General features: G+C 69.2%; 8 protein-coding genes and 1 pseudogene. 7 read left to right on the top strand and 2 right to left on the bottom strand.

The annotated features are described in order from the left end of the window. The first annotated feature begins 260 nt into the window (after window positions 1-260). The 3 genes from C6A86_RS16065 to C6A86_RS16055 all read left to right on the top strand — a co-directional run bounded on the left by C6A86_RS16065 (window position 261) and on the right by C6A86_RS16055 (window position 4,907). Window positions 261-1,985, top strand: coding sequence for a hypothetical protein (locus C6A86_RS16065; RefSeq protein ID WP_158263236.1), 1,725 nt, complete (start codon window positions 261-263; stop codon window positions 1,983-1,985). A gap of 136 nt (window positions 1,986-2,121) precedes the next feature. Next, a complete protein-coding gene (locus C6A86_RS16060) occupies window positions 2,122-4,455 on the top strand; it encodes an esterase-like activity of phytase family protein (protein WP_311100762.1) in 2,334 nt (777 codons plus the stop codon). 110 nt (window positions 4,456-4,565) lie between these two features. Beyond that, window positions 4,566-4,907, top strand: coding sequence for a hypothetical protein (locus C6A86_RS16055; RefSeq protein WP_105366529.1), 342 nt, complete (start codon window positions 4,566-4,568; stop codon window positions 4,905-4,907). Window positions 4,908-4,915: 8 nt separating this feature from the next. Here C6A86_RS16055 and aceA read toward each other — a convergent pair whose 3' ends face one another. Beyond that, a complete protein-coding gene (aceA, locus tag C6A86_RS16050; RefSeq protein ID WP_105366528.1) occupies window positions 4,916-7,207 on the bottom strand; it encodes an isocitrate lyase ICL2 in 2,292 nt (763 codons plus the stop codon). A 115-nt stretch (window positions 7,208-7,322) separates the two neighbouring features. Here aceA and C6A86_RS16045 point away from each other — a divergent pair, with 115 nt between their 5' ends. Continuing rightward, window positions 7,323-7,727, top strand: coding sequence for a DUF4267 domain-containing protein (locus C6A86_RS16045; protein WP_105366527.1), 405 nt, complete (start codon window positions 7,323-7,325; stop codon window positions 7,725-7,727). A 17-nt stretch (window positions 7,728-7,744) separates the two neighbouring features. Here the strand turns inward: C6A86_RS16045 and C6A86_RS16040 are convergent, their stop codons facing one another. Then, window positions 7,745-9,019 carry an MFS transporter gene (locus C6A86_RS16040; protein WP_105366526.1) on the bottom strand — a complete coding sequence of 425 codons (1,275 nt, stop codon included), beginning with the start codon at window positions 9,017-9,019 and terminating at the stop codon, window positions 7,745-7,747. Between the two features lie 199 nt (window positions 9,020-9,218). Here C6A86_RS16040 and C6A86_RS16035 point away from each other — a divergent pair. From C6A86_RS16035 to C6A86_RS16025, 3 genes and pseudogenes are all read left to right on the top strand, one after another. Next, window positions 9,219-10,768, top strand: a pseudogene (locus C6A86_RS16035) (alanine/glycine:cation symporter family protein). Between the two features lie 9 nt (window positions 10,769-10,777). Next, the gene (locus tag C6A86_RS16030) at window positions 10,778-11,419 is read left to right on the top strand and encodes a sensor domain-containing protein (protein ID WP_105366525.1); all 642 of its coding nucleotides are present in this window, start codon (window positions 10,778-10,780) and stop codon (window positions 11,417-11,419) included. Window positions 11,420-11,474: 55 nt separating this feature from the next. Next, a complete protein-coding gene (locus C6A86_RS16025) occupies window positions 11,475-12,803 on the top strand; it encodes an acetyltransferase (protein ID WP_105366524.1) in 1,329 nt (442 codons plus the stop codon). The last annotated feature ends 34 nt before the right edge of the window (window positions 12,804-12,837 follow it).

The following is a 12,837-nucleotide window of genomic DNA, read 5'->3' as shown; positions in this document are numbered from 1 at the left end:
GACAGTGTGCGGTACGGGGCAGCAACCGGGTCACCCGACTTGCGACCAGTGCGGAAACGGGCCCACAGCAAAACTGTGCCGATGTCAAGAGGTACGTCGGTGAGCGCCGTATTGGCGCGAAAAGTGCGGACAGTGGCCGATGTGGGACGGCTGGCGCAACACTTTTGCCCGGCTTGTCGCAAACTGAGAGATTTCTAAGCGCGTGTCTGCCATACTTCGGGCGGCAAATCGGGTCAGGTTAAGGAGCAGCGGTGGGAAACGTGCCCAGCACAATCTTTTCGGCATTGGCGGCGGGTGTATTGGCGACCACGGGCGTCACCGTCATCTCGGTAGACGGTAATGGGACGGAGGTAGCCGGCCCGGCAGCGGTGTCCGCCCCCTCGGTGGTGCATGCCCAACCTGTGCTGGCGGCCGCCGTGTCGCCCAACCCGTCGCCCAACGCGCTGTACGGCGCGCAGATCGGCGGCGCGCCCGAGGCCGCCGTGCCCGGCGCCGCAGACACCGGCGGCACCCTGATCACGTTCGCTCCCACCGGTGGCGGCACCGACGGCTCGTCGGCTGAGGGCGGGTCCTCCTCGCGCGCGGCCGCCGGAAGTGGCGCAGCCCCCTTCACTCCCGAGGTCCTCGCCGACGCCGTCGCGCGTACCGGCGGGGACTCCAACACCGAGGTCACCGTGATGGTGGCCGACGCCACCGGAGCATTGCAGGTGGCCCAGACCACCCTCGGCGATCTGCCCGGCGCGATCGCCGGACTGCTCGGCGACATCGGCGGCCGCATCCCGGTCGTCAGCTTCTTCGTGCGCAACGGCACCCTGTCCAATCCGGATGGCGGCCTGCTGATCGGCAACGGCTTCAGCTCCATCACCGCCGGCGTCAACGGCGGCCGTGGCGGCCTGCTCTTCGGTAACGGCGGCGCCGGTGGCTTCGGCGCCGACGGTGGCCAGGGCGGTCTGCTCGGCAGCGGTGGCGACGGCGGCCTCGGCGGTGGAAATGGCGGAGCGGCGGGCCTGTTGGGTAACGGCGGCAGCGGTGGTGACGGTTCCGGCCTGAACGCCGACGGCGGTAACGGTGGCCGTGGCGGCCTGCTCTTCGGTAACGGCGGGAGTGGCGGAGCCGGTGACCAGGCCGGCGCGGACGAGACCGGTGGCGCGGGTGGCGACGGTGGCGCGGCCGGCCTGATCGGTGGCGATGGCGGCCACGGCGGCGCCGGCGGCACTGCCGAGGGCGCCAACGCGGTGGGCGGCGCCGGCGGTAACGGTGGCACCGCGGGCATCGTGGGCGGCGGTGGTAGCGGCGGCGCCGGTGGCGCCGCGCAGGGCGACGGAGCCGGCACCGCCACCGGTGGCGCGGGCGGCGACGGTGGCCAGGGCCTCTACGACCCGGGGCGCGGCGGTGATGGCGGTAGCGCCACCGCCGGCGCCGGAGGTTCGGCGGTCGGCGGCGCGGGCGGCACCGGTGGTGTGGTCGAGGTCGGTAGCGGCGGATGGGGCGGCACCGGTGGCGATGCCACGGCGACGGACGGAACCGCAACCGGCGGCGCCGGCGGCACCGGCGGCAACAATGCGATCGTCGGTAGCGGCGGTCGTGGCGGTAACGGTGGCGGCGGCACATCCGAGAGCGGCACGGGCGCAGGCGGTTCCGGTGGCACCGGTGGTGGCAGCGGTCTGGTGCTCGGAGGCGGTGGCCGCGGCGGTAACGGCGGCGACGGCACCAACGACGGCGAAGGCGGAATCGGCGGCGACGGCGGTTCGGGCGGTGACGGTCGTGGCATCCTGACCGGCGGCGGTCGCGGTGGCAACGGCGGAAACGGCGTCGGCGACCAAGGTCTCAACTCCGGAACCGGCGGCAGCGGTGGCAACGGCGGCAGCGGCAACTTCGGTGGCATCGGCGGCAACGGCGGCAACGGTGGCGAGTCCAACGGAGCCCCCGGTCAGGGCGGCGGCCCCGGCGGGCGCCCCGGCAACACCGGCGGCAACGTCGTCTGATCGCAACAAGCAGTAGGAAGGGCCGGTCCTGTCACTCAGGACCGGCCCTTTCTCGTTGGCCACCTGGGTGTTGCCCGGCGTTCATCCGGGTTGGTCAAGATCACTCGACTTCACCGCCAACTGAACAGGGGTCCCCATGACGTCGAACCTGGGTCGCGTGACGGCAGCCGCCGCGGTCACCGCACTGCTCGCGGCCGCCTGCTCGCCGAGCACACCGGAGGACAACGCCGGTGCGCCCGTCCCGCAGACGCAGCGCGCGACCTCGCCGATCGACTTCGATCTGCCCGACGCCGAGCGGTACCACCGCCTGGCGACCTACCCGGTGTACCTGAACCGCCCGGCCGCGGAGGACCCCGCGACCGAGACCGTCGCCGAGATCTCGACGGTCACCCCGGACGGCAACACCGTGATCTACACCGATGCCGCGGCCAAGCGCATCGGGTTCGCCGACATCCGCGACCCGCTGAAACCTGCCGGGCTGGGCACACTTTCGCTGGCCGAGCTCGGGCACGCCGACGACCAGCCGACTTCGGTGGCCGCCCACGGCGAGTTCGTCCTGGTCGTCGTCGACACCACCGGTGGTGACTTTGCCAACCCCTCCGGCCGCGTCGACATCGTCCGCGTCGCCGACCGGGCCCGGGTACACAGCATCGACCTCGGCGGCCAGCCCGACTCGATCGCCATCAGCCCGGACGGCTCCTTCGCCGCCATCGCCATGGAGAACCAACGCGACGAGGAGTTCACCCCGGACGGAGGTGAGGAGGGCGACCTGCCCCAGCCGCCGACCGGGTTCCTGCAGCTGCTGACCCTGACCGGGGCGCCCACGGCCTGGACCGCACGCAAGGTCGATTTCGACGTCGAGCAGGCCCGCGCCGCCGGCCTGGACACCCCCGAAGACCTTGAGCCCGAATACGTCAGCATCAACTCGCGCGGTCAGGTCGCGCTGACCCTGCAGGAGAACAACGGCATCGCCATCATCGACGGCAAGACCGGCACGGTCTCCTCGATCTTCACCGCGGGAACCCAGGCCGTCGACGGTATCGACACCGCCGAGGACGGCGCCATCGACCAGAGTGGTGCCATCGAGGCCGCCCCGCGCGAGCCCGACGCGATCGGCTGGATCGGCAACGATCATGTCGCGACCGCCAACGAAGGTGACTGGAAGGGTGGCACCCGCGGCTGGTCGGTCTTCGATGCGGCCACCGGCGAGGTGGTATGGGATGCCGGGAACTCCGTCGAGCAGCTCGCGGTTCGGACCGGCCTGCACATCGAGGGGCGCGCCGAGTCCAAAGGGCCCGAACCCGAGGGCCTGGCCATCGCCGAGATCGACGGGCGTCCAACGGCATTGGTAGCCTCCGAGCGGAGCAACTTCGTCGCCGCTTATGACGTGAGTGATCCGGCGGCCCCGGTGTTCCGGCAGATCCTGCCCACCACACCAGGACCGGAAGGCATCCTGGCCGTTCCCGCACGCAATCTGCTGGTCGTCTCGTCGGAGGCCGACGATGCCGAGAACCGGGTGCGGGCGTCGGTCACCATCTACGGCTACGGCGACGCCTTCGCCGCCGACGGCGGCAAGCCGGCGTTCCCCTCGATCATCTCGGGCGACCTCGACGGCGCCCCGATCGGATGGGGGGCGCTCGGCGCGCTCGCCGCGGACCCGGCCGCCCCGGAGCGGCTGTTCACCGCCACCGATATCGCCTACGGCCCGGCCCGCATCCTCAGCGTCGATCTGTCCAAGACGCCCGCGCTGATCGACAGCCAGCTCGTCGTCACCGAGGGCGGCAAGCCCGTCAGCCTCGACATCGAGGGAATCGCCGCGCGTCCAGACGGTTTCGTGCTCGCCGTGGAGGGCGAGGAGGGCACCGGCAACGAGCTGATCAACGTCGCCACCGACGGCAGCATCAAGGACCGGATCGCGCTGCGCGCCGAGATCACCGCGGAGCTGGGTGGGCAGGGTCTGGAGGGTGTCGCCGTCGATGGTGATCACGTGTGGGTGGCGCTGCAGCGTGAGCTGAAATCCGACCCGTCGGGTGTGGCCCGCATCGGCCGCTACAACCCGGCCGACAAGTCCTGGCAGTGGTTCGGCTATCAGCTGGATTCGACTGACGCCGAGGGCGATTGGATCGGATTGTCCGAGATCGCGGTACATGACGGCGCGTTGTTGGTGCTCGAGCGGGACAAGCTCAACGGGCCCGATGCCCGCGTCAAGGCCATCTACCGGGTGCAGATCCCCACCGAGGACGGGGTGAGCGGCACCGAGGTGCCGAAGGTGCTGCCCAAGACGCTGGCCCGGGACCTGCTGCCGGACCTGCAGGCCACCAGGGGATTCGTGCAGGAGAAGGTCGAAGGCTTCGCCGTTGCGGGCAACGGCAATCTGTACGTTGTCACCGACAATGACGGGCTCGAGGACGCCAACGGCGAGACCGTGTTCCTCGACCTGGGGCCGGCCGGAGAAGCGCTGCGCGGATAGCCGCTGGTACGGCCCGCGAGATTGTCGTTATCGCGCGAAAGCGCGAGTGGAGGCATCGATAACGGCAATCTCGCGGGACAGACCGCATCCGGCGGACGATAATCACCCCGATGAAGACTGTCGGCACGATCATCTGCCTGCTGGGCGCCGGCGCCGCGATGTGGCTGGCGTTCACCACCTCGATGGACGTGGCGATGGCCGGTTTCCCGGACGGCCACGTCACCGACTACGGGGCAGCGGTCGACACACCGCTGCAAGTGGTCATGTGGGCCGCGGTGGGTTTCGCCATTCTGTTTCTGGGCCTGACCTTTTCACCGGTGCGGTCACGGTCCGGCGCGATCGGATTACCCGTCGCGGTGCTCGCCTTCGTCGCGGTGGCGCTGGTCGCCAAGGTGGGTGTGCCGTGGTACTACGGCACCCACCTCGGTCTCGACCAGGGAGCCGGCGGTTAGCCGAATCGCTAGTCCTCCTTGCGGATGAGCTTGCCCAGCGCGTTGCGGTCGGCGGCCAGGAGTTCGTCGATGCGCTGCTGGTTGACGTCGGCGACGATGATCTCCCCGACCTCCTGATAGACATTGCTGAAGATGCCGTGCTTTTTCATCTTCTCGGTCTGATAGATGTTGTCCTCGGTGGGCGTCACGTAGTACACGATCTCCGGCTTGAACCGGTGGATGAGCCACAGGTGGATCACGTCCATCAGGCGCTTCTTGCGCAGCTTCTCGGCGTAGGTGTTCTGATCGCGCACCGTCAGGATGTTGCGCCCGTGCCGGTCCTTGATCGGGTCGACCACCACATCGGCGAGCTTGTCATCACCGTCGCCGTAGATGCCCAGCTCGAGCACATCGGAACCGGCCCGGCGGGGTCGCAGCTGCACCCGCAGGGTCTCACCGATCTGGTAGTGCTCGCCCCACAGCGCCAGCCATTCCTCCAGCAGCTTGCGCGGCACCTCGGTCTGCACCAGGTGCTGATGCTGGGTGGAGCCCTTGCCCATCGACTTGGTGGTCGCCGTCCGACCCGAGGAGGCGGCCAGCGCCGCATCGCTGCGCGGCCCGCCCACCAGGGTTTGCGGTGTGCGGTAAGGGGATTCGACCAGCCGCATCTTGCGCTGCAGCCGGGCCAGCGACAGCATGCCGTCCTGCAGCAATGCGGTCGCGAACTCCTCGGCCGCCACACCGTCGATCTGGTGCCCGCCGTAGGTCATGAAATTGAAGACGAACCCGAGCTTGCCGATCTCCTCCGGGAAGGCCCGCATCTCGTCATCGCTCATGCCGGTGGTGTCCCAGTTGAACGACGGTGACAGGTTGTAGGCCAGCATCTTGTCCGGGTAGACGGCGTGGATGGCGTGCGCGAATTCGCGGGCGTCGGCCAGGTCGGCGGTCTTGGTCTCCATCCAGAGGATGTCGGCGAAGGGTGCGGCCGCCAGCGACTTGGCGATCGCGTACGGGATGCCGCCGCGGATCTGGTAGTACCCCTCGGGGGTTTTGACCCGCTCCGGATCCCACGCCACGTCGGCGCCCAGTTCCTTGGCCTTGCCCCGCGCCACATACAGCGAGGCCTGCGCGGCGAACGCACGCCACTCCGCCGCGCTCAGCTCCGCCTTCTCGCCCTCGCGCTCCCGGAACTCCAGCAGCTCGGCGACCGCGTCACCGTAGGTTTCCAGCCCGGCGTCGTTCTGCCAGGCCTCCACGAACTGCGATTCCACCCCGTCGAACAAGGCGTCGACGGACTGGCCAGGGTCCTTCTTATGGGCCTCGACGGCGGTGGCGATCGCGGCGAGGATGCCCTGGCTCTCCAGCCAGGCCTCGGCCGCGGCGTACTCGCCGTCGGGCAGCGCGTAGAGCAGATGACCGTTGAGTTCGTTGACCCCGAGCGTGTGGAAATGCCGGGTCATCGCCAGGAAACACGACTTGTACGGCGGGATCTTCAGATTGGTGGCGCCCAGCAGGAACGGCTGGTCGCGCTCGTCGGCCCGGCCGTCGATCAGGTTGGCCGCCTCGGCATCGGTGCGGGCGACGATGATGCCGGGCACCCGCATGATGTCGAGCTGGAACCGGGCGGTGTTGAGCCGCTTGATCTGTTCGTCCGACGGCACCAGCACCTTGCCGCCCTGGTGGCCGCACTTCTTGGTGCCGGGCCGCTGGTCCTCGATGTGGTAACCAGGCACGCCCGACTCGACGAAACGGCGAATCAGGTTGCGCACGTGTGGATCACCACCGTGGCCGGTGTCGGCGTCGGCGATGATGAACGGCCGGTAGTCCACCGCCGGGGTGCTCGCACGCTGCTCGGGGGTCATCTTCAGCCGCAGGTATTGCTGATTGCGGTCGGCGGTGAGCAGGGCGCGCACCAGGCCGGCCGCCTCATCGGGAACCTGGCTCAGTGGGTAGCTGGCCAGATCGGGTCCTGGGTCCTCGTTGATCGAGCCCTTGGCCGAGGTGGCCCAGCCGCCCAGATAGATGCCCTCGATGCCCATCCGCTTCATCGTCACGGCCTGGCCGGGGGAGTACGGCCCGAAGGTGGTGATGCTCTTCTTCTGACCGAACAGTTCGCGCAGCCGGGGGAAGAAGGCCGTCGCGGCTTCGCGGGCCACCGGATAGTCCGACGGGATGGTGCCGCGCTGCTCAGCGACCTGACGGGCCGAGTAGAGCCGGGTGATGCCCTCGAAGCGCGGGCTGTCGAAGTATGCCTGGGTGGCCGCCACATCCTGTTCGAAGTCCTGTTCTCCGGATGCGGTGCCGGCTGCGCGTTTGGCCATGTGTCTGCTCCTCTTTGAGCTCGGGTCCCTTGATTATCGCGGGGCGCGTGGTGCGCCGGAGGCGAGTTGGGCAATTGTGCACGGCCGCAACGGACTGAACCCTAGGCTGCCTGTCATGTCGATCGACCGGGCGGCGCTGGCCGCGGGCAGCATCCGATTGGCCTCGGGAGTGTCGTTTCTCGTGGACCCGATCAAAGCCAATCGATTGTGGGGTTCGCCCGATACGCCCGACCCGACCGCGCAGCTGCTGCTGCGCTCGATGGGATACCGCGACGCCCTGATCGGCGGCCTGCTGCTCGCCGCGGGACTGCGCGGAAAGAACACCCGCGGCTGGTTTTTGGCCTCCGGCGGGGCAGACGCCGCGGATCTGCTGGGCGGTGTCGGTGTGCACAGTGAGATGCCACGGTCCCAGCGGATCATCGGGCTCGGCGGTGCGGTGCTCGGGATCGGGGTGGGGTTGTGGGGTGCGACCCGACGACCCGCCGAGACACGCGAATTGGTCGCTCCGTCCGCCCGCTGAGCGACGGGTGGTCGGGGTCAGGGCTCCTCGATGATGTCGCGGCGATACCGCTGCGCGGCCAGCGCGTAGCAGCCGATCGCGACGAACTGCATGGTCGGCACCAGGATCAGCAGCGCGCGACCGAGCGCCTGCGGGCCCAGCTCGGCGGTCAGCGAATCGCTGATCACGCCGGTCAGGAACGGTCCCACCGAGCCCAGCGTCGCATTGAAGAACAGGAAGATGGCCGATGCCGTCGCGCGTTGTTCGGGCAGCACCAGCCGTTGGATCGCCGCGATCGACGGTGCCAGATAGGCGGTGCCGATGACGTACCCCAGCGCCAGCAGCCAGACGCACGCCAACTGGCTCTCGACCACGAATGCCAGCGCCGACGCCGGCAGCAGGACCGCGATCAGGATCACCACGATCCAGAGCAGCCAACGCGGATCGCGGGATGCCAGCCGGTCGGCGATACGGCCGACGATCAGCAGCCCCAGAATTCCGAGCAGCCCGGTGGCCAGACCGTAGGAGATGCCGACCTCGCCCAGTGACATTCCCCGGGTGCGCATCAGGAATGCGGGGGCGAAGGTGGTCAGCGAGTACCCGGCCGCCGAGACCAGCGCGGTGCCGGCCACCATGGCCAGGAAGCTGGGCTTGCGCAGCAGGTCCCACCAGTTCACCGCCGCGGCACGCTCCCGCGGGGGTGGGGTGGGCAGGGTTTGGCGGCTGCCCACCACCCACAGCACCAGGGGCGCCAGCAGCACACTGATCCCGCCCATCACCACGAAAGCCATCCGCCAGCCCAGGCTCTCGGCGAGCAGGCCGCCGCCGAGCAGGCTGGCGGCGCTGGCGAGCGGGATGGACATGGTGATGACCGCCAGCGGCGCCGACCGCCGCTCCGGGACGAAGTTGCGCGCCACGTAGGCGTGCGCGGCGGGCGTGCTGCCCGCCTCGCCGACGGCCACCCCGACCCGGGTCAGGGCGAGCTGGAAGCCGGACTGGACCGCGCCGCCGAGCATGGTCATCGAGCCCCACAGCGTCAGACAGCCGGCGATGACCGCGCCGAACATGCCGCGGTCGGCGACGCGGGCGATCACGATGCCCAGCACGGCGTACACGATGAGAAAGCCGAACCCGTTGATGACACCGATTGCGGTGTCCGACAACGCCAGATCCTGCTTGATCGGTTCGGCCAGCACGCCCGGCAGGAAACGGTCGACGTAGTTGAGCGTGCCGACGACGGCGAGCACCGCGACGGCGGCCCACGCGCGGCGCGGGCCGTGCGTGGACTGGGGTTCGAGCGGGGCGATCGACATCGTCTCCTCCGGGTCCGGAACTGGCCGACGTAGCTTTACAGAGCCGTTTCAGATTGTCAGGTGTTTCCTCTGGGGCGCGGCCCGGGCGGCGAAATCGCTAACACCGGATTGACGAATTGTTAACACAGGGCAACCTTGCCTTTGCAACGATGCAGGGCGGAAACGCCCGCGTGTTCAACCTACGGACGGAGTGACCGTCGTGACCGAATTCCTCGACACCCTCAACGGGTACATCTGGAGCAACTGGCTGGTCTATCTGTGCCTGGCCGCCGGCGTGTACTTTTCCATCCGCTCCCGGTTCGTCCAGGTGCGCCAGTTCAAAGAGATGATCCGGCTCATGCTGCAGGGCGAGAAATCGCCGTCCGGTGTCTCCTCGTTCCAGGCGCTGACGATGTCGCTGGCCGGCCGGGTGGGCACCGGCAACATCGCCGGTGTGGCCACCGCGATCGCGTTCGGCGGCCCGGGTGCGTTGTTCTGGATGTGGGCGGTGGCGTTCCTCGGCGCCTCGACGAGCTTCGTCGAGTGCACCCTCGGGCAGATCTACAAGACCCGCGATTCGCTGACCGGCGAATACCGCGGCGGACCGGCCTACTACCTGAGCAGGGCGATGGTGCATACCAAGGCCGCCCCACTGTTCAAGGTGTACGGCCTCATCTTCGCCGCGGTCACGGTGCTGGCCTGCGGTGTGCTGCTGCCGAGCGTGCAATCGAATTCGATGGCCTCGGCGATGAACCAGTCCTGGGGCGTGTCCAAGTGGGTCGTCGGAGTGTGCACCGTGATCCTGCTGGCATTCGTGATCATCGGTGGCGTCAAGCGCATCGCGGCGTTCGCCTCGATCGTGGTGCCCTTCATGGCCGTGGTCTACATCGTGCTCGCGATGATCATCGTGTTCGCCAATGCCGATGCGCTGCCCGGGATGCTCAAGCTGATCTTCGAGAGCGCCTTCGGCCTCGACGCCGGATTCGGCGCCATCGTCGGCGCCGCCGTGATGTGGGGCGTCAAACGCGGCATCTACTCCAACGAGGCCGGCCAGGGCACCGGCCCGCATGCCGCCGCGGCCGCCGAGGTGTCTCACCCCGCCAAGCAGGGCCTGGTGCAGGCCTTCGCCGTCTACGTCGACACCCTGTTCATCTGTTCGGCGACCGGCTTCCTGATCCTGTCGACCGGCGCCTACCGGGTGTACGAGGGTGAAAGTGACACCGGCGCCGTCCTCGCCGAGGGCGGCGCGCTGTCCGCCGACGCCGAGGTGGGGCCGTCGTTCGTGCAGACCGGTTTCGACACGCTGTGGCAGGGCGGCGGCTGAGTTTCGTCGCGGTGTCGCTGGCGTTCTTCTGCCTGACGACCATCATCGCCTACTACTACATGGCCGAGACCAACCTGCGCTTCCTGCTGGGCAAGGCCGCGACGCTCAAGGTTCCGGTGATCCGCGGGACCGTGGGCGGCGACGCCACGTTGGTGTTGCAGGCGGTGATCCTCGGGTCGGTGGTATCCGGTGCCGTGTCGACGGCGACCGAAGCCTGGACGCTCGGCGACATCGGCGTGGGACTCATGGCCTGGCTCAACATCATCGGGATCCTGATCCTGCAGCAGCCCGCCTACAAGGCGCTGCGCGACTACGAACGACAGAAGAAGGACGGCCTCGACCCGATCTTCGACCCGGTCGCGCTGGGCATCGTGGGCGCCACGTTCTGGGAGACCCGGGATCCGTTGACCGGCAAGGAGCGGGTGCCCGAAACGTCGCTTTCCTAGAATCGGGGCATGGCGAAGAGGGCGCTGGCGGTATTCCTGGTGCTGGCCGTCGCGGGGTGCACCCGGCCGGTGGACACCCCGCAGGCCCGACCGGCACCCCAGGTCGGGCCGATCTCCCCGTCACAGGTCGGCGACCTGCTCAGTCCGGAGATCTTCAACAAGGACGGCAACCTGTTCGCCACCGTCGAACCGGAACGCTGCGCCGGGGTGGCCCGCGAGGTCGATCCGCCGTTCATCGTCGAGCACGCCCCCGAAGCGCGAGATGGCGGGCACTGGTCGACCGATGTCGGCGGGGTCGAGGCCGTGGTCGAGGAGATGGTGGCGGTCATGCCGTCGGACTTCTCGGCGCGCGACGCGCTGACCGCGGCGCGCGGCACCATCGAGGCCTGTCGCGACGCCGCGGTCACCGTCACCACGATGTACGGCCGCACCTATACGTTCCGGGTGGCCGACGCGGCGCCGGACGCGCCCGAGGGCGCGGTGCTGTGGTCGCTGCGGGCCGCCGAGTGGAACTGCGACAACCTGTTCGTCGCCGCCCACAACGCCGCCATCGAGATGACCAGTTGCGGTGCCGCCGGCGGAATCGACGTCACCACCGCCGCCGAGGACGCACTCAAGCGCATCGAGGCGCTCGTCGACAACAAAGCGTGAGACGCGCGTAGTCCTACTCATCCCGTCGGGGCTGCAGGTCGGGCACGCTGTACCCATGCCGTTCGCCAACCTGCTTCCCGCGCGCGACAGCGTCGCGAACCCCTCGCCCGGCCGCGACCGCGCCATCGACGTGGCGCGGCTGTCGGCCCTGGTGACTGTCATGTTCGGGCACTGCGCCCTACTGCTGGCCACCGTCAACGAGAACGGCCTGCGCATCGGGAACATCCTCGGTGAACTGCCGCACCTGTCGCCGATCACCTGGGTGGTGCAGGTCATGCCGCTGTTCTTCTTCGCCGGTGGTGCCGCCGGCGCCTACGGCTGGCACCCCGACGGGTCGGCGGCAGGCAAGGCCTGGGGCAGCTGGCTGGTCAGCCGGACCCAACGGTTGTGCCGGCCGGTGTTCTGGTACCTGGCGTTCTGGACGGTGGCGCTGCTGGTGGCCCGGCTGACCCTTGGTGCGGAGTCCGCCGACCGGCTCGGCCGCGAATGTGTGGCTCTGCTCTGGTTCCTCGGCGTCTACCTGGTGGTCATCGCCTTCGTCCCGGCCCTGACCCGGCTGCGCAGCCCGGGTGCGTTCGGCGCGGTGATCGCCTCGCTGGTGGTCGCGGCCGCGCTGATCGACCAGGTGCGCTTCGCGGTCGGCTCCGCCGAGGCCGGGGTGCTGAACTTCGTCATCGTGTGGCTCATTCCGGTCGTCATCGGCGTCGGCTACGCCCGCCGCCTGATCCGGCCGCGGATGGCGCTGCTCACCGCCGCTGTGGCGCTGGCGACGCAGGTGCTGCTCGTCGTCTACGGGCCCTATGAGGTCGCACTGGTCACCAACGGCAGCACCGAAGGGGTGTCGAATGTGTCCCCGCCGACGGTGCTGCTCGCGGTGCATTGCATCTGGATGACGGGCCTGTTCGTGGCCATCGCCGGGATCGTCGAGCGGCTCGCCGAACGCCCGCGGGTCTGGTACGTCGTGGCCGTCGGCAACGGGGGAGCGATGACGCTCTACCTCTGGCACATCCCGGCCATCGCGGTCGCCGCGTTCAGCCTCAACGCATTCGGTCTGGACGCCTGGGATGTGCACGCCCCCAACTTCTGGGCACTGCTCGCCCTGCGCGCCGCGGTGTTCGCAGTCGTGATGCTCGCGACGTTCCTGCTGCTGTCCCCGCTGGAACACCGCAGGCTGCCGTGGTGGGATGACGCGGTCGGCGCCACCGGCGTCCGCTCGACGGTGGCCGGCGTGCTGGTGTGTCTGGCCGGGGTGGCGATGCTGCTGGTCGCCAAGAACGGTCTGGCCGGCGCCGACGGCTGGGTGCCGCTGGCCTGCTTCCTGGTCGCGGTGCTGGCGGCGCGCGCATGTGCGGGCGTCAGGGGAAGTGTCAGCGAGGTTCGGTAGGGTCTCGGGGTGACTTCGAGCGCACCCGTGGGGA

Origin of the sequence: Mycobacterium sp. ITM-2016-00316 (genome assembly GCF_002968335.2) — a bacterium.
Lineage (GTDB): Bacteria > Actinomycetota > Actinomycetes > Mycobacteriales > Mycobacteriaceae > Mycobacterium.
This window is presented reverse-complemented; position numbering and strand designations above follow the sequence as displayed.

Bases quoted from the DNA above. Each gene is read 5' to 3' on its own strand.
- aceA (WP_105366528.1), bottom strand. From the start codon at position 7,207: ATGGCCAAACGCGCAGCCGGCACCGCATCCGGAGAACAGGACTTCGAA.
- C6A86_RS16040 (WP_105366526.1), bottom strand. From the start codon at position 9,019: ATGTCGATCGCCCCGCTCGAACCCCAGTCCACGCACGGCCCGCGCCGC.
- C6A86_RS16025 (WP_105366524.1), top strand. From the start codon at position 11,475: ATGCCGTTCGCCAACCTGCTTCCCGCGCGCGACAGCGTCGCGAACCCC.
- C6A86_RS16055 (WP_105366529.1), top strand. From the start codon at position 4,566: ATGAAGACTGTCGGCACGATCATCTGCCTGCTGGGCGCCGGCGCCGCG.
- C6A86_RS16060 (WP_311100762.1), top strand. From the start codon at position 2,122: ATGACGTCGAACCTGGGTCGCGTGACGGCAGCCGCCGCGGTCACCGCA.
- C6A86_RS16030 (WP_105366525.1), top strand. From the start codon at position 10,778: ATGGCGAAGAGGGCGCTGGCGGTATTCCTGGTGCTGGCCGTCGCGGGG.
- C6A86_RS16045 (WP_105366527.1), top strand. From the start codon at position 7,323: ATGTCGATCGACCGGGCGGCGCTGGCCGCGGGCAGCATCCGATTGGCC.